At 57.1% G+C, this 21879-nt stretch carries 24 protein-coding genes; 5 read left to right on the top strand and 19 right to left on the bottom strand.

Annotated elements, in window-relative coordinates:
- Nucleotides 1-37: 37 nt before the first annotated feature.
- Nucleotides 38-589, bottom strand: coding sequence for a phosphodiesterase (gene yfcE, locus M8318_RS15745; protein WP_262663467.1), 552 nt, complete (start codon nt 587-589; stop codon nt 38-40).
- 44 nt (nt 590-633) lie between these two features.
- Nucleotides 634-1278, bottom strand: coding sequence for a glutathione transferase (yfcF, locus tag M8318_RS15740; RefSeq protein ID WP_225758348.1), 645 nt, complete (start codon nt 1276-1278; stop codon nt 634-636).
- A gap of 144 nt (nt 1279-1422) precedes the next feature.
- Here yfcF and yfcG point away from each other — a divergent pair, with 144 nt between their 5' ends.
- Genes yfcG through M8318_RS15720 form a run of 4 tightly spaced genes read left to right on the top strand, consistent with a single transcriptional unit; the run spans nt 1423 to nt 3946 of the window.
- Nucleotides 1423-2052 (top strand): GSH-dependent disulfide bond oxidoreductase, encoded by a 630-nt coding sequence (gene yfcG / locus M8318_RS15735; RefSeq protein WP_262663466.1) that lies wholly within the window; start codon nt 1423-1425, stop codon nt 2050-2052.
- Between the two features lie 51 nt (nt 2053-2103).
- Nucleotides 2104-2472 (top strand): dihydroneopterin triphosphate 2'-epimerase, encoded by a 369-nt coding sequence (gene folX / locus M8318_RS15730; RefSeq protein ID WP_262663465.1) that lies wholly within the window; start codon nt 2104-2106, stop codon nt 2470-2472.
- A gap of 13 nt (nt 2473-2485) precedes the next feature.
- Nucleotides 2486-3379, top strand: a complete 894-nt coding sequence (locus M8318_RS15725; protein ID WP_262663464.1) for a TIGR01777 family oxidoreductase — start codon at nt 2486-2488, stop codon at nt 3377-3379.
- Nucleotides 3380-3436: 57 nt separating this feature from the next.
- Nucleotides 3437-3946 (top strand): GNAT family N-acetyltransferase, encoded by a 510-nt coding sequence (locus M8318_RS15720; protein ID WP_262663463.1) that lies wholly within the window; start codon nt 3437-3439, stop codon nt 3944-3946.
- 75 nt (nt 3947-4021) lie between these two features.
- Here M8318_RS15720 and hisP read toward each other — a convergent pair whose 3' ends face one another.
- From hisP to pdxB, 15 genes are all read right to left on the bottom strand, one after another.
- The gene (gene hisP / locus M8318_RS15715) at nt 4022-4795 is read right to left on the bottom strand and encodes a histidine ABC transporter ATP-binding protein HisP (RefSeq protein WP_106994731.1); all 774 of its coding nucleotides are present in this window, start codon (nt 4793-4795) and stop codon (nt 4022-4024) included.
- Nucleotides 4796-4803: 8 nt separating this feature from the next.
- Nucleotides 4804-5517 carry a histidine ABC transporter permease HisM gene (hisM, locus tag M8318_RS15710; protein ID WP_106994730.1) on the bottom strand — a complete coding sequence of 238 codons (714 nt, stop codon included), beginning with the start codon at nt 5515-5517 and terminating at the stop codon, nt 4804-4806.
- Entirely contained in the window at nt 5514-6200 is a 687-nt protein-coding gene (locus M8318_RS15705) for a histidine ABC transporter permease HisQ (RefSeq protein WP_106994729.1), read from the bottom strand. Before M8318_RS15705 ends, hisM begins: the two co-directional genes overlap by 4 nt.
- A gap of 88 nt (nt 6201-6288) precedes the next feature.
- The gene (hisJ, locus tag M8318_RS15700; protein ID WP_262663462.1) at nt 6289-7071 is read right to left on the bottom strand and encodes a histidine ABC transporter substrate-binding protein HisJ; all 783 of its coding nucleotides are present in this window, start codon (nt 7069-7071) and stop codon (nt 6289-6291) included.
- Nucleotides 7072-7313: 242 nt separating this feature from the next.
- On the bottom strand, nt 7314-8096 hold the full coding sequence (gene argT / locus M8318_RS15695; RefSeq protein WP_262663461.1) for a lysine/arginine/ornithine ABC transporter substrate-binding protein ArgT: 783 nt from the start codon (nt 8094-8096) through the stop codon (nt 7314-7316).
- A gap of 297 nt (nt 8097-8393) precedes the next feature.
- The gene (locus M8318_RS15690) at nt 8394-8963 is read right to left on the bottom strand and encodes a UbiX family flavin prenyltransferase (protein WP_261644444.1); all 570 of its coding nucleotides are present in this window, start codon (nt 8961-8963) and stop codon (nt 8394-8396) included.
- A gap of 88 nt (nt 8964-9051) precedes the next feature.
- A complete protein-coding gene (gene purF / locus M8318_RS15685) occupies nt 9052-10569 on the bottom strand; it encodes an amidophosphoribosyltransferase (protein WP_106994726.1) in 1518 nt (505 codons plus the stop codon).
- 33 nt (nt 10570-10602) lie between these two features.
- Nucleotides 10603-11091 (bottom strand): colicin V production protein, encoded by a 489-nt coding sequence (gene cvpA / locus M8318_RS15680; protein ID WP_106994725.1) that lies wholly within the window; start codon nt 11089-11091, stop codon nt 10603-10605.
- A 185-nt stretch (nt 11092-11276) separates the two neighbouring features.
- A complete protein-coding gene (dedD, locus tag M8318_RS15675) occupies nt 11277-11972 on the bottom strand; it encodes a cell division protein DedD (protein ID WP_225758345.1) in 696 nt (231 codons plus the stop codon).
- Nucleotides 11962-13230, bottom strand: a complete 1269-nt coding sequence (folC, locus tag M8318_RS15670; protein WP_262663460.1) for a bifunctional tetrahydrofolate synthase/dihydrofolate synthase — start codon at nt 13228-13230, stop codon at nt 11962-11964. The genes dedD and folC overlap by 11 nt, the downstream gene beginning before the upstream one ends.
- Nucleotides 13231-13298: 68 nt before the next feature.
- Complete coding sequence (gene accD / locus M8318_RS15665) at nt 13299-14204, bottom strand: acetyl-CoA carboxylase, carboxyltransferase subunit beta (RefSeq protein WP_154849050.1); 906 nt, start codon at nt 14202-14204, stop codon at nt 13299-13301.
- 142 nt (nt 14205-14346) lie between these two features.
- Entirely contained in the window at nt 14347-15006 is a 660-nt protein-coding gene (locus tag M8318_RS15660) for a DedA family protein (RefSeq protein WP_262663459.1), read from the bottom strand.
- 27 nt (nt 15007-15033) lie between these two features.
- Nucleotides 15034-15846: a tRNA pseudouridine(38-40) synthase TruA gene (gene truA, locus M8318_RS15655; protein WP_166183072.1), complete on the bottom strand. Its 813-nt coding sequence runs from the start codon at nt 15844-15846 to the stop codon at nt 15034-15036.
- Nucleotides 15846-16859: an aspartate-semialdehyde dehydrogenase gene (locus M8318_RS15650; RefSeq protein WP_262663458.1), complete on the bottom strand. Its 1014-nt coding sequence runs from the start codon at nt 16857-16859 to the stop codon at nt 15846-15848. Before M8318_RS15650 ends, truA begins: the two co-directional genes overlap by 1 nt.
- 67 nt (nt 16860-16926) lie before the next feature.
- Nucleotides 16927-18063 (bottom strand): 4-phosphoerythronate dehydrogenase PdxB, encoded by a 1137-nt coding sequence (gene pdxB / locus M8318_RS15645; protein ID WP_262663457.1) that lies wholly within the window; start codon nt 18061-18063, stop codon nt 16927-16929.
- A 113-nt stretch (nt 18064-18176) separates the two neighbouring features.
- Here pdxB and flk point away from each other — a divergent pair, with 113 nt between their 5' ends.
- Nucleotides 18177-19181 (top strand): flagella biosynthesis regulator Flk, encoded by a 1005-nt coding sequence (gene flk / locus M8318_RS15640; protein WP_262663456.1) that lies wholly within the window; start codon nt 18177-18179, stop codon nt 19179-19181.
- Between the two features lie 83 nt (nt 19182-19264).
- Here the strand turns inward: flk and M8318_RS15635 are convergent, their stop codons facing one another.
- A complete protein-coding gene (locus tag M8318_RS15635) occupies nt 19265-20443 on the bottom strand; it encodes an MFS transporter (RefSeq protein WP_262663455.1) in 1179 nt (392 codons plus the stop codon).
- 67 nt (nt 20444-20510) lie between these two features.
- On the bottom strand, nt 20511-21728 hold the full coding sequence (gene fabB / locus M8318_RS15630) for a beta-ketoacyl-ACP synthase I (RefSeq protein WP_166183080.1): 1218 nt from the start codon (nt 21726-21728) through the stop codon (nt 20511-20513).
- Nucleotides 21729-21879: the final 151 nt, after the last annotated feature.

Here is a 21879-nt window from a genome sequence, read left to right as displayed (position 1 = left end):
AAGCGCTCTCGCGGCGCGTTTACTGTTGAGGAGTAAATTACGGATTAATCTCTGACTGCGCAATAACCTGGCCGTCATTCAGCGTCATAACGCACAAATGGTTTCCTTCCAGCATGCCGTAGCTGGGGGAAAAACCGCCTTTGGGCAGGCTGACCGAGCCAGGATTGAAATGCATGAGGTCGCCCTGTTTCCCGGCTACCGGAATATGAGTATGGCCGTAAACCAGCACATCGCCAGCATTCAGCGCGGGCAGGTTATCCGGACCAAACAGATGACCGTGAGTCACAAACAGCCGGCAGTTCTCCAGCAGGATCTGCTGCCAGGGGGCGGTGATGGGAAAGTGCAACAGCATCTGGTCAACTTCGCTGTCACAGTTACCGCGCACGGCGATAATCCGCGACGCGTAGGCGTTGAGTCGATCGGCGACCTCAGCAGGCGCGTAGCCTTCGGGCAGCGGGTTGCGCGGGCCGTGGTTCAGTACATCCCCGAGGATAACCAGCCATTGCGCCCCGCTCTGGTTAAACAGCGAAAGCACCCGTTCGGTCGCCGGCAGCGATCCGTGGATGTCCGATGCAAACATCAGCTTCATCAGTAATTCCTTGTGTCGAAAAGCTGCCCCATTATACCGGAATATTAGCCCGCCCGCTTCGCCGACAACGCCACGTACCGCTGCACGGACGCCCGCTGCCACTGGAAATTAGCGTAATCCACCAGCTGCTGGGGCACGTCGTCGCCATTGAGCACCAGACGGTTGAGCATCAGGGCCAGATCCGCATCGGCAATACACCACTCTCCGAAGAGGTTTTGCTGGCCGTGGGCAAGCAGTGACGAGGCGACATCGTAGAGCTGGTTTGCCGCCCGCTGCGCATTTTCGCTGAGGGCCGGTTTTTTCACCCCGCCAAATACCACGTCGGTAGAACGCTCCTCACGGATCGGCATCAGATCGCTGCGCAGCCACGCCTGGATTTGACGCGCGCGGGCGCGTTTTTGCCGATCGTGAGGGAAGATCCGCTCCCACTCCGGCGGGGCAAAATGCTCCTCCAGATATTCGGCAATGGCCGAGGATTCACTGAGTTCAAAGCCGTCGATCTCCAGCACCGGCACGCGGCGGGTCAGGGCATAGCCTCGCCACTGCGGCTGTCGATTTTCACCCCGGCTGAGATCCACGGTCTTCAGGGTAAAAGGCAATCCCTTCTCGGCCAGCGCGACATAAACGCTCATGACGTAAGGGGAGTAATAATCGGCATCTGACCACAGGGTAATTGCAGGTTGGCTCATAAAATCCTCGTAACGCTTCGGAAGGTGGGTATCTATCCAAAATATAACCTCCTGCCCCGGCTGTCACTTGATGAAAACTCACGATTTATCATCACCACCTATACTCGATCCTATGCCGCAATAATCGTTATGACAGGAGTTGCGATGATTGACCTTTACTACGCCCCTACCCCCAACGGGCATAAGATCACGCTTTTTCTGGAGGAGGCCCAGCTGGATTACCGCATCCTGCCGGTTGATATCAGCAAAGGCGAACAGTTCCGCCCTGAGTTTCTCGCCATTTCGCCTAACAATAAAATCCCCGCCATCGTCGATCATGACCCGGACGATGGCGGTGCCCCGCTGAGCCTGTTTGAGTCCGGTGAGATCCTGCTCTATCTGGCGGAAAAAAGCGGCAAGCTGCTGAGCGGCGAATTACGGGAACGCCACGTCACCCTGCAGTGGCTCTTCTGGCAAGTGGGCGGGCTGGGGCCGATGATTGGTCAGAACTATCATTTTAACCACTTTGCACCGCAGCCCATCCCCTACGCCATCGAACGTTTTCAGGTCGAGACGCAACGGCTCTATAACGTGCTGAATAAGCGTCTGGAAAAATCGCCGTGGCTGGGAGGGGAGCACTACAGCATCGCGGATATCGCCTGCTGGCCGTGGGTCAATACCCATGAAAACCATCGCGTCGACCTGGCGTCGTGGCCTGCGGTGAACAACTGGTTTGAGCGCATCCGCACCCGCCCGGCAACCGAGCGCGCGATGCAAAAAGTGCAGCAGATATAAACGGTTTCCTCATGTATCATGGTGGCAATAATGACACCGAGGAAGCCTGCAATGTCCCAGCACGACGCGATTATTCGTATTAAAAATTTACGCCTGCGCACCTATATCGGCATCAAAGAGGAGGAGCGTGCCAACCGTCAGGATATCGTCGTTAATGTGGTGATCCACTACCCGGCCGACAAGGCCCGGGACAGTGAAGATATCAATGACGCCCTGAACTATCGCACCGTAACCAAAAGCATCATTCAACATGTTGAGAGTAACCGCTTCTCTTTACTGGAAAAATTAACTCAGGATGTGCTGGATATCGCACGTGAACATCACTGGGTCACCTATGCTGAAGTAGAGATCGATAAACTTCACGCCCTGCGCTATGCCGACTCCGTCTCAATGACGTTAAGCTGGCAACACCAGGCGTAACCCTGGAGGTTGTATGAAGATCCTGATAACCGGCGGTACTGGCCTGATAGGCCGGCATCTGATCCCTCGCTTGCAGACGCTCGGCCATGAGCTAACGGTGGTGACGCGCAGTCCCGAGAAAGCGCGTCAGGCCCTCGGTTCCGGCATCGATATCTGGAAAGGGCTCACCGAGCATCAGGATCTGAACGGCTTTGATGCCGTCATCAATCTGGCGGGGGAACCCATCGCCGACAAACGCTGGACGGAAGAACATAAGCAGCGGCTGTGCAACAGCCGCTGGAACATCACCCAACGCCTGGTTGATATGTTCAAGGCCAGCGACACGCCACCGTCGGTGTTTATCTCCGGTTCAGCCTCGGGTTATTACGGCGATTTAGGCGAAGTGGTGGTCACCGAAGAGGAGCCGCCGCACAACGAATTTACCCATAAGCTGTGCGCCCGCTGGGAGCAGATCGCCTGCGGGGCGCAGAGCGAGCAGACCCGTGTTTGCCTGCTGCGCACCGGCGTAGTGCTGGCGCCGAAAGGCGGGATTCTGGCGAAGATGCTGCCGGTGTTTAAGCTGGGTCTCGGCGGCCCGATGGGCAATGGTCGTCAGTATCTGGCGTGGATCCATATCGACGATATGGTGAATGGTATTCTCTGGCTGCTGGATAACGATCTGCGCGGCTCGTTCAATATGGTCTCCCCCTACCCGGTTCGCAACGAGCAGTTCGCCCATGCCCTGGGGCATGCGGTACATCGCCCGGCCGTGGTTCGCGCTCCGGCCTCCGCTATCCGCCTGCTGATGGGAGAATCCTCGGTGCTGGTGCTGGGCGGTCAGCGCGCGCTGCCGAAGCGTCTGGAGGCGGCCGGGTTTGCCTTCAGATGGTACGACTTAGAAGAAGCCCTGGGAGATGTGGTAGGTTAAATCTACCCCATCGGCTGTGTTAAATTGGTCCGCCCGTTCTCATAGTAAGGCGTTACGATGGCCACAATTACCACTCCCAGGCTGACACTTTCCCCTTTTGAGCCCGCTGACTGGCCCTTCTTCCTGCGGCTTCGCGAATCGCCTGAAATCATGCGCTATATGGCCGCTATTGCCGCAGAAAAAGAGACCCGTCGCCTGTTTGCTGCCCGCCTGACGGCTCCGCACACCTTTGTCATTCGAGCCCACGATGACGACACCCCGCTGGGGGATATTGGGCTGCAAATCAGCGCTACGTATCCTGAAGAAGCCGATATTGGTTATACGGTGATCGCCGCCGCGCAGGGCCGGGGCATTGCCAGCGAGGCGCTGCAGGCCGTTTGTGAATATGCTTTTATTCGGGTGGGCGTACAGGCGGTTAACGCGTATGTGCTGGCGGATAATGGTGGTTCGGTGCGGGTGTTAGAAAAAGCGGGCTTTGTGCGTACCCAGGTGCTGGAACAGGCGTATGAGATTAACGGCGTGCGGTATGACGACTGGGTGTACCGGCTGGAGTCTGGTGCGGCCTGAATGCCGGGCGGCACTGCGTTTGCCCGGCCTACCAAAACTGTAGGCCCGGTAAGCGTAGCGCCACCGGGCAAAAAACTACTTCAACGATCCCTTCAGGAACTGCTGCAGGCGTGGACTCTTCGGGTTCGCCAGCACCTCATCCGGGTGTCCCTGCTCTTCGATTACGCCCTGATGCAGGAAAATAACGTGGTTGGAGACGTTACGGGCGAAGCCCATCTCGTGAGTCACCACCACCATCGTTTTCCCCTCTTCGGCCAACTGCTGCATGATGCGCAGCACTTCGCCTACCAGCTCAGGATCGAGCGCGGAGGTGGGTTCGTCGAACAGCAGCACTTCCGGCTCCATCGCCAGCGCACGGGCGATAGAGACACGCTGCTGCTGACCGCCGGAGAGATGCACCGGATACTTAATCTGCTGGCGCGCGTCGATACCCACCTTCGCCAGGTATTTCTCCGCACGGGCACGGGCTTCCTGCTTGCTTAAGCCCAGCACCTGCACTGGCGCTTCCATCACGTTCTCCAGCACCGTCATGTGGCTCCAGAGGTTGAAGTGCTGGAACACCATCGTCAGTCGGGTACGCAACATCCGCAGCTGGTGCTTGTCCGCTACCTTCAGCTGACCGTCTTTGTCCTGCACCAGGTTGATGTTCTCGCCGCTGACCACAATCTTGCCGGCGCTCGGTTTTTCGAGGAAGTTGATGCAGCGCAGGAAGGTACTTTTACCGGAACCTGACGAGCCGATAATACTGATCACATCGCCCGCATTTGCCTGCAGCGACACCCCTTTCAGCACTTCATGTTCGCCGTAGCGTTTGTGCAAATCGATAACGTTTAATTTGTTCTCAGCCATCTTAATTCTCAGTGCGTCGAAGGTTTGACATGCTGCAACCAGCGTTTTTCCGCTTTGCGGAACAGGCTAATCAGGACGTAAGAAATGATTAAATAGAGCACCGCCGCGATGCCGAAGGCGGTAAACGGCTGATAGGTCGCCGAGTTAATGTCGCGGGCGATTTTCAGCAGATCCGGCACGGTGGCGGTAAAGGCCAGCGCGGTGGAGTGCAGCATTAATATCACTTCGTTGCTGTAGGCAGGCAGCGCAATGCGCAGCGCCGACGGCAGGATAATGCAGCGGTAGAGCTTCACGGAAGAGAAGCCGTAGGCCCGCGCCGCCTCAATTTCACCGTGTGGCACGGAGCGGATCGCCCCGGCAAAGATCTCGGTGGTATAGGCGCAGGTGTTCAGCGTTAGCGCCAGCACGGTACAGTTCAGCCCGCTGCGGAAGAACGCGTTCAGCATCTCGGTGCCTTTGACGATCTCCAGCGTGTACATCCCGGAGTAGAAGACCAGCAGCTGCACATACAGCGGCGTCCCACGGAAAATATAGGTAAACAGCCAGATGGGGAAGCGGATGTAGTTATTGCTGGAGACGCGACCAATGGCGAGAAACACCGCCAGAATGCCACCCATCACCACGGAAGAAATCAGCAGCCAGAGGGTGATCGCCACACCGGTAAAGCGGTATCCGTCGGTCCACAGCAGCGATTTCCAGTATTCCTGAATAATCTCGATCACAGGTCAGCCCTCTTCACACCCACGGAGTAGCGACGCTCGAGCAGCAGCAGCACACCATTGGAAACGGTGGTAAACACCAGATAAATCACCCCGCACACGATGGCGAAATAGAACGGTTCCCAGGTGCTTTTACCCGCCAGCTGCGTGGCCTTCACCACATCCTCCAGCCCCAGTAACGAGACCAGCGCCGTCGCTTTAAGGATAACCTGCCAGTTGTTGCCGATGCCCGGCAGCGCAAAGCGCATCATGGCCGGAAACATAATCCGGCGGAAGGTTTGAGAGGAGGTAAAACCGAAGGCCGTGGCCGCTTCGATATGCCCTTTCGGCACGGCGATATAGGCGCCACGGAAGGTTTCCGTAAAGTAGGCCCCGTAGATAAAGCCCAGGGTGATGATACCGGCCACCATAGGATCGATATCAATCTGTGCCATACCGATGGCATCCGTCAGGCCGTTAAGGGCGATTTGCAGACCGTAGAAGATCAGCAGCATCAGCACCAGGTCAGGCACACCGCGGATCAGGGTGGTATAGCCTTCAAACAGCAGAGCCAGCGCCCGATTGGTCGAAAGCTTCGCGCCCGCGCCCGCCAGGCCTATTAACACCGCCAGCACTACCGAACTGAGAGCCAGTTCAAGGGTGACGAGTGCGCCTTGTAAAATTACGCCAGAAAATCCGTACAGCATACCGCCTGCCCTGTCGTGTCGTGAGTGGTGACGCCGTGTCTTTTCCCCTCCCCTAACGGGAGGGGTCGCACGTTATTGAGTGGGGCGTTTAGCCACCGTAGACATCAAAGTCGAAGTATTTCTTCGCCAGTTTTTCGTAAGTCCCGTCCGCACGCATCTCGGCAAAGGCTTTATTCAGCGCTTCACGCAGTTCGTTGTCCTCTTTACGCAGCCCCATACCGGTGCCCACGCCAAAGAGTTTTTCGTCCTTAATGGACGGACCGCCGAACTTATACTCTTTCCCGACAGGCTGCTTCAGGAAGCCTTCGCTGGCGGCAACTTCGTCCTGGAAAGCGGCGTCGATACGGCCCGCAGTCAGGTCAGCGTAGATATTCTCCTGGCCCTGATAAGAGACGATTTCGATCCCTTTCGGTGCCCAGTGCTCGTTACCAAAGGTCTCCTGGGTGGTGCCCTGCAGCACGCCCACACGTTTACCTTTCAGTGACTCCAGGGTTGGCTGGATATCAGAGGATTTTGCCACCACCAGACGGGAATCCGCTGCATAAAGTTTGTCAGTAAAGGCAATCTCCTGCTGGCGTTTTTCGGTGATGGAGAGAGAAGACATAATGGCGTCGATTTTTTTCGCTTTCAGCGAAGGGATCAGCGCATCCAGTGGGTTTTCAACGAAGGTACACTCTGTTTTGATACGTTTGCACAGCTCTTTCGCCAAATCGATATCAAATCCTACCAGTTCACCCTGCGCATTCTTCGATTCGAAGGGTGCATAAGTCGGGTCAGTACCAATACGTACTTTTTGCGGAATTGCTGCGAATGCCGCAGTAGCGCTGGAAAATGCCAGAGCCAGAGAAAGTGACAACACCAGTTTTTTCATATCTATCCTCAACAGACTGTCTTCTTACGGGATTTTAACGCCGACGGGGGTGCTCTTAATGTGCCATTAATCGCCGCGGCAAGGCAAAAGATTATGCCCCGCGCGCGCGAAAAAGTGCATTGCGAGTGCTTAACTATTCACTTTATAACCAACCCGGCACAGGATTTGCACCGTTGTGGTTCGCAATTGTTGCCTGCGCACCATAACAGGGAACCATTATGGTGCGCACCCGTCAGTAACGGTTAGTCGCCGTAGACATTGAAGTCGAAGTATTTCTTCGCCAGTTTGTCGTAGGTGCCGTCTTTACGCAATTCGGTAAAGGCTTTATCAAATGCCGCTTTCAGCTCGACATCGTCCTTACGCAGGCCGATCCCGGTACCGTCACCAAAGTATTTTTTGTCTTTGACCGACGGACCCGCAAAGACAAACTCTTTCCCTGCCGGTTGTTTCAGGAAGCCTTCGCTCGCCGCGACTTCATCCTGGAAAGCGGCATCCAGACGCCCTGCCGCCAGATCGGAATAGATTAAATCCTGGTTCTGGTAGGCCACCACATCGACGCCTTTTTCACGCCAGTTGGCATTGGCAAAGCCTTCCTGGGTGGAGCCCTGCAGGACACCAACGTGCTTACCTTTCAGCGAATCAATGGTCGGCTGGATCGGCGAGCCCTTCGCCGCAATCAGGCGTGAATCTGCTGCGTACAGTTTTTCAGAAAAGGCGATCTCCTGCTGACGCTTCTCGGTAATGGAGAGCGAGGAGATAATCGCGTCGATTTTCTTGGCTTTCAGGGAGGGGATCAGCGCATCAAAGTCGCTGCCCACCCAGGTGCATTTCACGGACATGCGTTTGCACATCTCATTCCCCAGGTCGATATCAAACCCGACAAAGTCACCTTTCGCATCTTTCGATGAGAACGGCGCATAGGTCGCGTCAGTACCGATACGTACGGTCTGTGGGAGCGCCGCATAGCTGCTTGCCGCTGCGCTTAATCCCACCAGCAAAGACAGAGCCAGAACCGTCTTCTTCATACATTACCCTCAAGTGTCGTGATTTTATTTTGTAATAGATGATGTTGTGTGTTGTTGCAGGCGATCCCTTGCAGGTCTTATGCCAGATTGCAATTAGTGCAAAATTACGGCGTTAAATATGTTAACGAAAGGTTGCAAGATTGCCTTAATGGTGAAAGATAGCAGGTCTGCCAAACGAACCGCAGTGGGAAGAAAGGAAAAAAGGAATTAAATGTTGAGGATATGATCGCGGTTGCAGAATTGCCCTGAAACAGGGCACGTTGCGCTGACCTGCCCCAGAGCAGGACACCTTTGCCGTCAGACGCCCTGCCAGCGGGCAAAGAGATCGTCCGGCAGTTCAATATCGAACTGGTCAATCACCCGGTTCACGGTTTGATTAATGACGTCATCAAGGCTTTGCGGGCGGTGGTAGAACGCCGGGACCGGCGGCATGATCACCGCCCCCAGTTCGGCAGCCTGGGTCATCAGCCGCAGGTGGCCCAGATGGAGCGGGGTTTCACGCACGCAGAGCACCAGCGGGCGGCGCTCTTTCAGCACGACGTCGGCGGCGCGGGTCACCAGGGTATCGGTATAGCTGTTGACGATGCCGGAGAGGGTTTTGATGGAACAGGGCAGGATCACCATCCCCGCGGTCTTAAACGACCCGGAGGAGATGCTGGCGGCGATATCGCGGGCATCGTGCACCATATCGGCCAACGCCTGAACGTCACGCAGGGAGTAATCGGTTTCGAGGGAGAGGGTCTGACGCGCGGCCTGGCTCATCACCAGATGGGTTTCAACGTCAGCGACGTCGCGTAATACCTGCAGCAAACGGACACCGTAAATCGCGCCGCTGGCCCCTGAGAGCCCTACTATCAATCGTTTCATATTATCGCCCTTACTGTAACAGGGCAGACTGTGCAGGATTTTGGCGGGAGTTGCAAGCGAGGGCGGACGCCCTCGCCTGTGATAAGGATTAACCTTCGTTGTGCATCTCTAAGCTTTCGAGATCGTTCGCCATCTGCACGGCTTTCGCATCGTCGTTACGCAGAGAGTCGAGGTAATCAAGATACTGCTGATCCACATCTTTGGTGACGTAGATACCGTTAAACACCGAGCACTCAAACTGCTGAATATCCGGGTTCTCGGCGCGCACCGCGTCGATCAGATCATTCAGATCCTGGAAAATCAGGCCATCGGCGCCGATGATCTGGCGGATCTCGTCCACTTCACGACCGTGAGCAATCAGCTCGTTGGCGGTCGGCATGTCGATGCCGTACACGTTCGGGAAGCGAATTTCCGGTGCCGCAGAGGCCAGGTAGACCTTCTTCGCACCCGCTTCACGAGCCATCTCGATAATCTGCTCTGAGGTGGTGCCACGCACGATGGAATCATCCACCAGCAGGACGTTCTTGTCGCGGAACTCAGCGCGGTTAGCGTTCAGCTTGCGGCGTACCGATTTGCGGCGCAGATGCTGGCCTGGCATGATGAAGGTACGGCCAACGTAGCGGTTTTTCACAAAGCCCTGACGGTACGGTTTACCCAGGATACGCGCCATCTCCAGTGCGATATCGCAGGAAGTTTCCGGGATTGGGATAACCACGTCGATGTCCAGATCTTCCCACTCACGAGCAATCTTCTCGCCGAGCTTAGTACCCATATTCACACGGGCGCTGTAGACGGAGATCTTGTCGATGAAGGAGTCCGGACGGGCAAAGTAGACGTACTCGAACAGGCACGGATTAGTGACCGGGTTTTCCGCGCACTGGCGGGTAAACAGCTGGCCTTTCTCAGTGATGTAGACCGCTTCGCCCGGGGCAACGTCGCGCAGGAACTCAAAGCCCAGGGTGTCCAGGGCCACGCTTTCGGAGGCCACCATATACTCGGTGCGGCCATCGCCAATATCGCGTTTACCCAGCACCAGCGGACGAATACCGTTAGGATCGCGGAACGCGACCATACCGTGGCCGATAATCATCGCCACGCAGGCATAAGCCCCGCGAATCAGACGATTCGTCGCCGCCACGGCAGCAAAAATGTTGTCAGCTTCCAGCGGATAGTGACGGAAATTATCCAGTTCGCTGGCAAAGACGTTAAGCAGAATTTCAGAATCAGAAGTGGTGTTAATGTGGCGACGCTTCTCTTCAAACAGCTTTTTACGCAGCTCGTGGGCATTGGTCAGGTTGCCGTTGTGGGCAAGCGTGATGCCATACGGAGAGTTAACGTAGAAAGGCTGCGCTTCAGAGGCGCTGGAACTGCCTGCGGTAGGGTAACGAACGTGACCAATACCCATGTTACCCTGCAGACGCTGCATATGGCGGGCTTCAAACACATCGTTTACCAGGCCGTTGGCCTTACGTAAACGGAAGCAGTTGTGTGCATCAATGGTGATGATACCCGCAGCATCCTGCCCACGGTGCTGAAGCACCGATAATGCGTCATAAATAGACTGGTTTACCGGCATGAAACCGGCGATACCGACAATACCGCACATTCGTCATTTCCTCGTTAAGCCACATCTCAGGGTTTATGCCCTGGGCAAAAAACTCGACGAGCTTTGCAGATAGTCGAAGAACAATCTGATGATGAAGCTGAACTGCGGGATCAGCTGCGACTTCTGCCAGTCTTCACTTTTTGAAAACCCGGTAAAGGTATCAAGGAAGAACAGTATCGCGGCTACAATCAACGCTCCTCGCAATGCACCGAAACAGATCCCGAGCACCCTGTCCGTTCCTGACAAACCGGTTTTCTCAACCAGCTGGCCAATCACGAAGTTAACAATGGCGCCTACAATCAGCGTCGCGATAAACAGCACCGCGATGGCGATTCCGTTTCGGACCAGTTCATCTTCAAAGCCCGTGAACCAGACAGACAGGTAAGTGTAGTAATGACTGGCAACAAAGAAGGCACAGCCCCAGGTTACCAGCGATAACGCTTCACGAACAAAGCCACGGATCAGGCTAACCAGACAGGAAAAACCTATCACCGCAATGATGGCGTAATCAATCCAGACCATATACGTCCCACGATTAAACGCCCTGTCATCCAGTTCGGGGCGAATTCTAACAGAAAAAGAAAACGTTTGCGTAGGGATTTCCTTCCCGCGCGTAAATAAAAAAAGCGCTGAAAAAATATTCAGCGCCCCAGGCGGGTTACCTTCTCAGGCAATCTGCTACGCCTGTTTTTTAGTCAGCGAAAAACTCAGTTCACGCTGTAGTTCATCACTACGCCGCTCAGACCGGAGAGTTGATTCAGCTCGCCAAGCGACCCCTTCAGCTTATCTCTCGATGCATCCGGGCCGACGAGAATACGGGTGATTTTACCCTGTACCGGCGTCGTTGGTGAAGTGTAAACGCGATAGCCCGCGCCACGGAGTTTAGCCACCACCTCGTTGACCTTGTCGGCATTTTTCAACGCGCCGAGCTGCACGACATAGGCTTTACCGGTTGGCGCAGGTTTCTCTTCTGCTGCCGGTTTGGCCGGTGGAGTTTCCGTCGCCGCCGCCAGCTGCTGGCTGGTGTTATCGCGCTGCGGTTTCGGCTTCTCAACCGGTTTCGGTTTTTGCACCGGTTTTGGCGCATATTGCTCCACCGGCGCCGGATCCAGTTCGTTGTTATTTCCGGTCGCGAGACGCGTAGGGTCTAAGGACGGTGCCGCGGCATCGCCCGCCTGCACCTCTTCAGCCGCGCCTTCAGGCGGTTGAGCAGGTAACGCCTGCGTCGCCGCCGGCAGCATATCCGGCTCATCCCGGTCGCCAGGTTTCGGCACCAGCGGGATCGCCGCAAACTCATCCTGATAATGTTTTTTCTGTCCATCAAGCAGCCCGGGGAGAATAATCACCCCCAGCGCCACCAGCACAATGGTGCCTGCTAAACGGTTCTGAAACTTACTTGCCACCGGTTCTCCCCGCATCCATTACGTCCATGACATGTGCCACCGTGTGGAATGATCCACACACCAGCACGGTATCTTCTGGTCTGGCATCTGCCATCGCCGCACGCCATGCCAGCTCGACGCTGGCAAAGCTCTGGCCCTCGCCGAGATGTTCCCTCAGCTGTTCAGCCGTCGCCCCGCGTGGGCCTTCCAGAGGTGCACAATACCAGCTATCGACCACCGTCTCCATGCAGGCCAGCGTGCCGCCAATATCTTTATCATGAAGCATACCGATAACCGCCAGTACGCGCCCGTTTTTTGGCAATGATTTGAGACGTCCGGCGAGGTAAGCCGCGGCATGGGGGTTATGCGCCACATCCAGAATCAGACGCGGTGATTCGCTGACAATCTGAAAACGCCCGGCAAGGATTGCCTGCTGAATGCCGTCGCGAATGGCTTGCTCGTTCACCGTCAGACCGCTGGCGCGCAGGGCGGCCAGCGCCGTGGCGGCGTTCGGCTGCGGCACCTGCGGCAGCGGCAGGTTGTCCAGCCCGCCTCTGGCATCTTCAAAGCGCCAGCCGCTCTCCGTCACGCTATAGCGCCAGTCGACGTCACGACGCTGCAATAGCGCCCCTTTCTCGCGGGCCACATCAGCGATGGTGTGCGGCATATCGGGCTCGCCGACAATCGCCGGTTTACCGGCGCGGAAAATGCCGGCTTTCTCACGGCCAATACTTTCGCGATCGGGCCCCAGCCAGTCGGTATGATCCAGCGCGATGCTGGTGACCACCGCCACGTCCGGATCCACGATGTTAGTGGCGTCCAGCCGCCCGCCTAACCCGACCTCGAGGATCACCACGTCCAGCTGCGCCTGCTTAAACAGCCACAGCGCCGACAGCGTGCCGTATTCGAAATAGGTCAGCGACGTGTCGCCACGCGCGGCTTCGATCTCTGCGAACGAGGCGGTATGGGCCGATTCAGCAAGTTCTGTGTTCTGTACCCGCACGCGCTCGGTGTAACGCACCAGATGGGGCGAACTGTAGACACCCACTTTGTAGCCCGCCGCCATCAGCATGGATTCCAGCGTGCGGCAGGTGGTGCCCTTGCCGTTGGTGCCCGCCACCGTGAAGACAAAAGGAGCCGGTTTCAGAACGTCAAGGCGCGCCGCTACCTGGCTGACGCGCTCAAGTCCCATGTCGATGGCTTTACTGTGCAGGTTTTCCAGATAAGAAAGCCACGCGGCCAGGGGCGACGTGGCTTGGGGAAGAGTGATATTTTCCATGTTGCGCGCTTTTCAGTTACGGTTAGAAAGCAAAAGGGCAGCGCCATTGGCCCTGCCCTTTTCAGTTATCAGGCCTCGGGTTCCTGATCCGGTACTACCACGCCTTCGCGCGGCTCATCCGGGCTCGGCGACGGCAGATTCATCAGCTTCGCCAGAACGCTTGCCAGTTTCAGGCGCATTTCCGGACGGCGAACGATCATGTCGATAGCGCCTTTCTCGATAAGGAACTCACTGCGCTGGAAGCCCGGCGGCAGTTTCTCACGAACCGTTTGTTCGATAACACGCGGGCCGGCAAAGCCGATCAGCGCTTTCGGTTCAGCGATGTTCAGATCGCCCAGCATCGCAAAGCTTGCCGATACGCCGCCCATGGTCGGGTCGGTCAGTACGGAGATGTACGGCAGACCGCGTTCCTGCATTTTCGCCAGCGCTGCGGAGGTTTTCGCCATCTGCATCAGCGACATCAGCGCTTCCTGCATACGGGCACCACCGGAGGCGGAGAAGCAGATCAGCGGACAGTTGTCCTCCAGCGCCTGCTCTACCGCGCGCACGAAGCGCGCGCCGACCACAGAACCCATTGAGCCACCCATAAAGGAGAACTCAAACGCTGCCGCGACAACCGGCATCTCGTGCAGGGTGCCTTTCATTACGATCAGGGCGTCTTTCTCGCCGGTCTCTTTCTGTGCAGAGGCCAGACGGTCTTTGTATTTTTTGGAGTCGCGGAACTTCAGCACATCTTTCGGCTCAAGCTCGCTGCCCAGTTCAACCAGAGAACCTTCATCCAACAGGCTATGCAGGCGGTTACGCGCCGACATACGCATGTGGTGATCGCACTTCGGACAAACTTCCAGATTACGCTCCAGCTCGGCACGGTACAGGACCTGGCCACAGCTGTCACATTTGGTCCACACCCCTTCAGGAATACTCGCTTTGCGGGTTGGGGTGATGTTGCTTTTAATTCGTTCAATCCAGCTCATTGATAACCTTTCTGCCTGAACCAGGTTTGCTGTAAGGGGCGCATAATGCCATTTTTGCCCCCGACAGACCATGAATGTTGCACATTAAAACATAACAGCCCGAAACTTTGGATAAAAAAGTGGTCGAACCGCCGTCGTGCTTTTATTTTGCCTGTTTTGCCGCCGCGCGCCGGTGACGAATAATTTCGATCACGCCCGGCAGAATGGAGACCACAATAATCCCTACGATCAGTAACTTGAGGTTTTCCTGAATCATGGGAAGGGTACCGAAGAAATAGCCCGCGTAGGTAAAGCTGAGTACCCATAACAGCGCACCCGTCACGTTATAAAGCGCAAACTGACGGTACGACATATGACCCATACCCGCAACAAAGGGGGCAAAGGTTCTGACGATGGGCACAAAGCGCGCGAGGATAATGGTTTTACCGCCGTGCTTCTCATAAAACGTATGGGTTTTATCCAGATAGCTGCGACGGAAAATCTTCGAGTCCGGGTTACTGAACAACCGGTCGCCAAATAGCCGACCAATAGTGTAGTTCACCGCATCGCCAAGGATCGCGGCGATAAGCATCAGGACCACCATCAGGTGAACGTTGATGTCGTTGGTTTCGAGGGAGGCCAGCGCCCCCGCCACGAACAGCAGCGAATCGCCCGGTAAAAACGGGGTTACCACCAGCCCGGTTTCACAAAACAGGATCAGGAACAGAATGGCATACACCCAGACGCCATAATCAGCAACCAGCTCGGCCAGGTGAACATCAATATGCAGAATAAAATCAATTACAAAGCGAATAAAATCCATATTGTCTAAACCTTTATTGCACGGCTATCAGTCCGCTAAAAACAGCGGGCCCATTGGCGGTTTTGGAAGGTCAAAACGATCCGGGTAATCGACCGAGACCAGATAGAGCCCTTCCGCTCTCGCCGTTGCTGCTGCCAGGGTTCTGTCCTTCGCTGCCAGCAACTCTGCAATCCAGCTCTCCGGCTGGTGTCCGGCGCCCACTTCCATCAGGCTGCCAACAATATTCCGCACCATATGATGTACAAAGGCATTGGCTTTGATATCAACCACCACATACGCACCATACCGGCTGACGTTAATGTGCATCACGTTGCGCCACGGCGTGCGCGACTGGCACTGAACCGCGCGAAACGAGGTAAAGTCGTTTTCGCCAATCAGCGCCTGCGCCGCGCGTTGCATACGCTCGGCATCCAGCGGCGCGTAAAAATGCGTTACGCCCTGGCCCAATACAGCCGGACGCAGGCGCTGGTTATAGATGATATAGCGGTAGCGGCGCGCGGTGGCGCTGAATCGCGCGTGAAAATCATCGGGCACAGTTTTGACCCAACGCACCGCGATGTCTCCAGGTAAATTCGCATTTACCCCCAGCGTCCAGGCCGCGTCTTTACGCACCGCAGTGGTTTCAAAGTGAACTACCTGCCCGGTACCATGGACACCGGCGTCGGTACGTCCCGCGCACAGGACATTGATGGGCTCATTCGCCACCTGAGAGAGCGCTTTCTCCAGCTTCTCCTGGACGCTGCGCACCTCATTCTGTCGCTGCCAGCCATAATATTTACTGCCATCGTACTCAATCCCGAGGGCAATTTTATGGACCGGCTTTTGTTCCACTTCTGACATCAGTACAGATACTCCTGCACCAGTTTCTCAGCGACTTTTACCGCCATCAGCGCGCCGCCGAAGCGGACGTTATCGGCCACCGACCAGAACTGGATCTGCTCCGGCATGCCATAATCGTTACGCACACAGCCGATGGAGAGACGGGCGTTGCCCGTTGCGTCACCCACCTGGGTCGGGAACTCGCTTTCTTCAGACAGCTCGATCTCCTCGACGCGGGCAAAGGCGTCGCGCGCCTCTTCCGCCGCCAGCGGGCGCATGGCTTCAAAGCTCACCATCTGGGCATGGCCGTAAAACACCGGCGACTGCACGCAGTTGGCGGAAATCATCAGCCCCTCATCCTGCAGGATCTTGCGGACCTGATCGACGATCTGGCGCTCTTCACGCACGCTGCCTTCGCGATCCGGCAGCAGTGGCAGCATGTTGAAGGCCAGCTGACGACCAAAGAAATCCTCTTCATCCACCGGAATACCGTTCAGCAGCTTCGCACTCTGCCCGGCCAGCGCATCCACCGCTTTTTTACCGTGGGCAGAGGCCGACAGCAGGCTGGTCACGGTGATGCGGGATAAGCCGCCGTCATCGATCAGCGGTTTCAGGGCGGTCAGCAGCTGGCTGGTGAGGCTGTCCGGGACGGCGATGATATTACGGTTACGGTAGTCGGCCAGCACGAACGGGTTGACGTCCGGCACCACCAGCGGCACGTCCGGCTCAAGGGCGAACAGGCCGCTGGAATCAATCACCAGACAGCCCGCGTTGGTGGCTTCTTCAATATAGGTTGCGGAGGCTTCAGCCCCGGCGACGAAAAAGGCAAGCTGCGCCTGAGTCCAGTCAAATTCAGCCGCATCCTGCACGCGTACCGATTTGCCCTCATAACGCAGATGTTCACCTGCGCTCTCATTACGCGCCAGGGCAAAGATCTCCCCCACCGGGAACTGACGCTCAGCAAGGGTTTCGAGCAGGGCTTCGCCCACGGCGCCCGTTGCGCCCAGTATGGCAATGTTCCAGCCTTCAGACATGGTGGTTTACTCCAGAAATAAAAAAGCGTCCCCGGCGGGTTATCCGCCAGGGAGCATTAAGAAGACATTAACGTACCGGGTGATGAGTGGCGTTGAAGCCCAGCTTATGCAGCAGGGATGCCGCCGCAGCGTCATCACACATCACATACAGGGAAGACCATTCCCGGCGTTCCACATAGTGCTTGCGCAGCTTGTCGAACTCACCCGGCATACCCGCTACTTTTCGCAGCAGCGCGTCATCGCGGCGCACATCATACACTAAATGCACCAGCCTTTTCAGTGTTGCCTGATCCAGCGGGCCATGCAGGGTAATGCGGCCAAAATCCGGCGTCGGCAGCAGGGTATCCAGCGCCACCTGCTGCGATTTGCCAATAAAGGTGCTGTAGGCCTCGAACACCTGAGTGGTGCCGCGTGCTTTGCCTTCCAGGGTGTAGCCCGCGATGTGCGCGGTGCCAATATCCACTTTATTCAGCAGGGCCACGTTGAGATCCGGCTCCGGCTCCCAGACATCCAGCACCACGCTGAGATCCTGACCGGCATCCAAACGCTTCAGCAGCGCGGCGTTATCCACCACAGGGCCACGACAGGCGTTGATCAGAATAGCGCCCGGCTTCAGGCGGCTAATCAGCGCCTCATCCGCCAGATGCAGAGATTTATAGGGCCCGTCTTTAAACAGCGGCGTATGGAAGGTGAGCACGTCACATTCGGCCACCAGCTCGTCCAGGCTGCGGAAATCGCCCTCATCGCCACGGTCGGCACGCGGGGGATCGCACAGCAGCGTGCGGATACCTAACGCCTCGAGGCGCTTTTGCAGGCGACTGCCGACGTTACCCACCCCGACGATACCGACGGTGCGATCGGCGAGGGTAAACCCGTCACGCTCGGCCAGCATCAGCAGGGAAGAGAAAACATACTCCACGACCGCGATGGCGTTACAGCCCGGCGCGGCGGAAAAACCGATCCCTGCCTGCTTCAGCCACGCGTCATCCACATGATCGGTTCCCGCGGTTGCCGTACCGACAAATTTCACCCCTTTGCCAGACAGCAGCGCCTCATTCACTTTGGTCACTGAGCGCACCATCAGCGCGTCGGCATCATCCAGCTCAGCGAGCGGGATCGGGCGTCCGGGAACGGCCTTAACCTCACCCAGGCGGCTGAACAGCTCGCGGGCGTAAGGCATATTTTCATCAACGAGGATTTTCACGTCTGAGTACCTGTTTGAGAGGAAGTTAACCGGTCAAGTGTGCCATAATCTGGCCGCCAGGCATATACGTAACCTGGTTTACGCTGAGTAACGACTTTAAGGATTTTTTGACGATGCAGCCCATTTCAGGTACGCCGCCGCAACCTCCGGGTGACGGCCCGCGTCCGTCTCATGTCGCAGGCGAACAGCCCCTCTCCACACAGCAGCGCACCGTACTGGAACGCCTGATCACCCGGCTGATTGCCCTGACGTCGCAGCAAAATGCGGAGGTATGGGCCGGGGTCAAACACGATCTGGGCCTGAAGAGCGATGCGCCTATGCTGTCGCGCCACTTCCCTGCGGCTGAGCAAAACCTGAACCAGCGCCTGAATACCGCGCAGCAGAACCACACCACCCGACAGATGGTCTCGCAGCTGACGGAGCTGTTAAGCCAGGGGAATAACCGCCAGGCGGTCAGCGATTTTATTCGCCAGCAGTATGGCCAGACGGCGCTGAGCCAGCTGACGCCCGACCAGTTGAAGACGGTGCTGACCCTGCTGCAAAATAATCAGCTCGCTATTCCACAGCCACAGCAGCGTCAGGCCACCGAACGCCCACTGCTGCCAGCCGAACACAATACGCTCAAGCAGATGGTGACCAAACTCGCCGCCGCCACGGGCGAGCCGACCAAACTGATCTGGCAGTCGATGCTGGAGCTGTCGGGCGTGAAGGCGGGAGAGTTAATTCCGGCCAGACAGTTTACCCATCTTGCCACCTGGCTGCAGGCTCGCCAGACCCTGAGCACCCAGACCGCGCCAACGCTGCACAGCCTGCAGGCGGCGCTGAAACAGCCGCTGGAAACCCGGGAGTGGGACAGCATTCAGGATTATGCCCGCCAGAACTGGCAGGCGACGCCGCAGACGGTGCTGACCACCGCCCAGGTGCAGGATCTGTTGAATCAGATCTTTATTCGCCGTAGCGAGCGAGAAGCGGGTGTGCCGGAGGCGCGAAACATTCAGCCAATCTACAGCCCGCTGTTTGCCCCGGTCGTGGAGACGTTCAAAACCCTGTCTGCCCGCCCCGGGCTGATGTTAATTGCGTTAATCATTGCGCTGGCGATTTTCTGGCTGGTGGCGTGATATTTTGCCGGGTGGCGGCTTCGCCTTACCCGGCCTACGGTTCTTGTAGGCCCGGTAAGCGTGTAGCGCCACCGGGCAAGAAGCTAAGCCCTGCGAAACGCCACTAAGGTGACGACAATCCCCACCACCGCAGAAACCGCCCCCGCGAGGAACACCGACGGATAGCCAAACGAGGTGGCTAACAGCCCTGCCAGCGGCCCGGTTACCCCGTATGAGATATCCTGAAATGCGGCATAACCGCCCAGCGCCGTTCCGCGTACCTGTGGAGCGACACGTTTAACCACCTCGACACCGAGTGCCGGGAAGATCAGCGAACAGCCGCAGCCGGTGAGAGCTGCGCCCAGCAGGGCGACCGGCTCGGTGGGGGCCTGCCAGAGCAGCACCAGGCCAAGGGTTTCAATCACCAGCGACGCCACCGCCACCTTCACGCCGCCATAACGATCCGGCATCCAGCCGAACAGCACCCGCATCAGGACAAACGCACCGCCAAAGGCGGTGAGCGTAAACCCGGCCATCGCCCAGCCGCGGCTCATAAAGTACAGCGAGACGAAGGTTCCAATCACTGCAAAACCTACGCCCTGCAGCGCAAGCCCCAGCCCAGGCTGCCAGATTTGCCCCACCACGCTCCACAGGGAGGGACGTTCGCCTTTATGAGCCGGCACGTTGCGCACCGTGCCGTTAAACGCCCATGCCAGCAGCGGCAATACCATCGTGGTAGCAGCCAACGCCGCAAAGCCAAACTGACTGTTAATGAGCAGACCCAGCGGAGCACCTGCCGCCAGCGCACCGTAGATGGCCATCCCGTTCCAGGACATCACCTTGCCGGAACGTGCGGGCCCGACCAGCCCCATTCCCCAGGTCAGGGTCCCGGTCAGGAGCTGACTTTCACCAAAGCCGAGAATTAAGCGCCCCACCACCAGCAGCGCGAATTTATACGCAACATCCACCGGCAACAGCGCGGCCAGTAGCCATGCACCGCCCGCCAGTCCGCAGGCAAACATGCCCTGCAGCGCCGAGCGTTTTGCGCCATGTTGATCCGCCAGACGTCCGGCGTAGCCGCGGGTTAACACCGTGGCTAAAAACTGAATACCCACGGCGATGCCGACCATGGTATTGCCATAGCCCAGCTCCTGATGAACAAACAGCGGGATCACCGGCAACGGCAGGCCAACGGTCATATAGGTCAGGAATACCGCAAAGGCGATGCTGAACAGGGAGGTATTCCCGGAGGAGGCGTTTTTTTCTGAGGTAACGGCCGTCATGCATAACTCCGATTTCAGGCATAAAAAAGGGAGCCCTCAGGCTCCCTTCTACTATACATTCAAACGCTTATGCTTTCAGCTTACGCATCACCAGCGTGGCGTTGGTGCCGCCGAAACCGAAGCTGTTAGACATCACAGTGTTCAGCTCACGCTCGGTTGGCGCGGTGACGATGTTCAGGCCAGCAGCCTGCTCGTCCAGCTCTTCCACGTTGATGCTTGGGGCGATGAAGCCGTGTTCCAGCATCAGCAGGGAGTAGATCGCTTCCTGCACGCCAGCCGCACCCAGTGAGTGACCGGTCATGGCTTTGGTCGCGGAGATGGCCGGGCTGTTGTCGCCGAACACTTCGCGGATTGCACCCAGCTCTTTCACGTCGCCTACCGGGGTAGAAGTACCGTGGGAGTTCAGGTAGTCGATTGGGGTATCCAGACCGTGCATCGCCATCTTCATGCAGCGCACTGCGCCTTCACCGGATGGGGCAACCATGTCTGCGCCGTCAGAGGTTGCGCCGTAGCCAACGATCTCAGCATAGATGTGTGCGCCACGGGCCAGAGCGTGTTCCAGCTCTTCAACCACCACCATACCGCCGCCGCCTGCAATAACGAAGCCGTCACGGCTCGCATCATAGGTACGGGAGGCTTTTTCTGGCGTTTCGTTGTATTTGGTGGACAGTGCACCCATTGCGTCGAATTCACAGGCCATTTCCCAGCCCAGCTCTTCGCCGCCGCCAGCAAACACGATGTCCTGTTTGCCCAACTGGATCTGCTCTACCGCGTTACCGATACAGTGAGCGGAAGTCGCACAGGCGGAGCTGATGGAGTAGTTTACGCCGTGAATTTTGAACGGCGTAGCGAGGCACGCGGATACCGCTGAGCCCATCGCTTTGGTCACCACGTAAGGACCCACCGCTTTCAGGCCGCGCGGGCTACGCATGGCGTCAGCACCGAAGACCTGCGCTTTTGACGAGCCGCCGGAGCCAGCGATCAGACCCACACGTGGGTTGTTCTGGTAAACCTCTTCGCTCAGGCCTGCATCAGCAATCGCTTCCTGCATGGAGAGGTAGGCGTAGATAGAGGCATCGTTCATGAAACGGACCACTTTGCGATCGATCATGCCCGTGGTGTCCAGTTTGACATTACCCCAGACATGGCTGCGCATGCCAGAATCTTTAAACTCTTCAGAGAAGGTGATCCCGGAGCGTCCTTCTCGCAGAGATGCCAGGACTTCCTGCTGGTTATTACCGATGCTGGAAACGATGCCCAAGCCAGTAATCACTGCACGTTTCATTCAATACCTCTGTAAGTCGCACTATTTTAAGTTTCGAGTCGCACAATAGCGTACACTTGTACGCCGAACAAGTCCGATCAGCCAATTTCTGCGGAAATTTGCACCAACAGAGACACATCGTTAAGATCGCGGCACAGCCTGTCAGACGAGT

The sequence above is a fragment of the Leclercia tamurae genome, from assembly GCF_025566055.1.
Classification (GTDB): Bacteria; Pseudomonadota; Gammaproteobacteria; order Enterobacterales; family Enterobacteriaceae; genus Enterobacter; species Enterobacter tamurae.
The sequence above is the reverse complement of the archived record's forward strand: the minus strand, read 5'-3'. Positions and strand labels throughout refer to the sequence as shown.

Excerpts from the sequence above, each read along its gene's own strand:
- yfcE (WP_262663467.1), bottom strand. The coding sequence starts at position 589 with ATGAAGCTGATGTTTGCATCGGACATCCACGGATCGCTGCCGGCGACC.
- yfcF (WP_225758348.1), bottom strand. The coding sequence starts at position 1,278 with ATGAGCCAACCTGCAATTACCCTGTGGTCAGATGCCGATTATTACTCC.
- yfcG (WP_262663466.1), top strand. The coding sequence starts at position 1,423 with ATGATTGACCTTTACTACGCCCCTACCCCCAACGGGCATAAGATCACG.
- folX (WP_262663465.1), top strand. The coding sequence starts at position 2,104 with ATGTCCCAGCACGACGCGATTATTCGTATTAAAAATTTACGCCTGCGC.
- M8318_RS15725 (WP_262663464.1), top strand. The coding sequence starts at position 2,486 with ATGAAGATCCTGATAACCGGCGGTACTGGCCTGATAGGCCGGCATCTG.
- M8318_RS15720 (WP_262663463.1), top strand. The coding sequence starts at position 3,437 with ATGGCCACAATTACCACTCCCAGGCTGACACTTTCCCCTTTTGAGCCC.
- hisP (WP_106994731.1), bottom strand. The coding sequence starts at position 4,795 with ATGGCTGAGAACAAATTAAACGTTATCGATTTGCACAAACGCTACGGC.
- M8318_RS15705 (WP_106994729.1), bottom strand. The coding sequence starts at position 6,200 with ATGCTGTACGGATTTTCTGGCGTAATTTTACAAGGCGCACTCGTCACC.
- hisJ (WP_262663462.1), bottom strand. The coding sequence starts at position 7,071 with ATGAAAAAACTGGTGTTGTCACTTTCTCTGGCTCTGGCATTTTCCAGC.
- argT (WP_262663461.1), bottom strand. The coding sequence starts at position 8,096 with ATGAAGAAGACGGTTCTGGCTCTGTCTTTGCTGGTGGGATTAAGCGCA.
- M8318_RS15690 (WP_261644444.1), bottom strand. The coding sequence starts at position 8,963 with ATGAAACGATTGATAGTAGGGCTCTCAGGGGCCAGCGGCGCGATTTAC.
- purF (WP_106994726.1), bottom strand. The coding sequence starts at position 10,569 with ATGTGCGGTATTGTCGGTATCGCCGGTTTCATGCCGGTAAACCAGTCT.
- cvpA (WP_106994725.1), bottom strand. The coding sequence starts at position 11,091 with ATGGTCTGGATTGATTACGCCATCATTGCGGTGATAGGTTTTTCCTGT.
- folC (WP_262663460.1), bottom strand. The coding sequence starts at position 13,230 with ATGGAAAATATCACTCTTCCCCAAGCCACGTCGCCCCTGGCCGCGTGG.
- accD (WP_154849050.1), bottom strand. The coding sequence starts at position 14,204 with ATGAGCTGGATTGAACGAATTAAAAGCAACATCACCCCAACCCGCAAA.
- M8318_RS15660 (WP_262663459.1), bottom strand. The coding sequence starts at position 15,006 with ATGGATTTTATTCGCTTTGTAATTGATTTTATTCTGCATATTGATGTT.
- truA (WP_166183072.1), bottom strand. The coding sequence starts at position 15,846 with ATGTCAGAAGTGGAACAAAAGCCGGTCCATAAAATTGCCCTCGGGATT.
- M8318_RS15650 (WP_262663458.1), bottom strand. The coding sequence starts at position 16,859 with ATGTCTGAAGGCTGGAACATTGCCATACTGGGCGCAACGGGCGCCGTG.
- flk (WP_262663456.1), top strand. The coding sequence starts at position 18,177 with ATGCAGCCCATTTCAGGTACGCCGCCGCAACCTCCGGGTGACGGCCCG.
- M8318_RS15635 (WP_262663455.1), bottom strand. The coding sequence starts at position 20,443 with ATGACGGCCGTTACCTCAGAAAAAAACGCCTCCTCCGGGAATACCTCC.
- fabB (WP_166183080.1), bottom strand. The coding sequence starts at position 21,728 with ATGAAACGTGCAGTGATTACTGGCTTGGGCATCGTTTCCAGCATCGGT.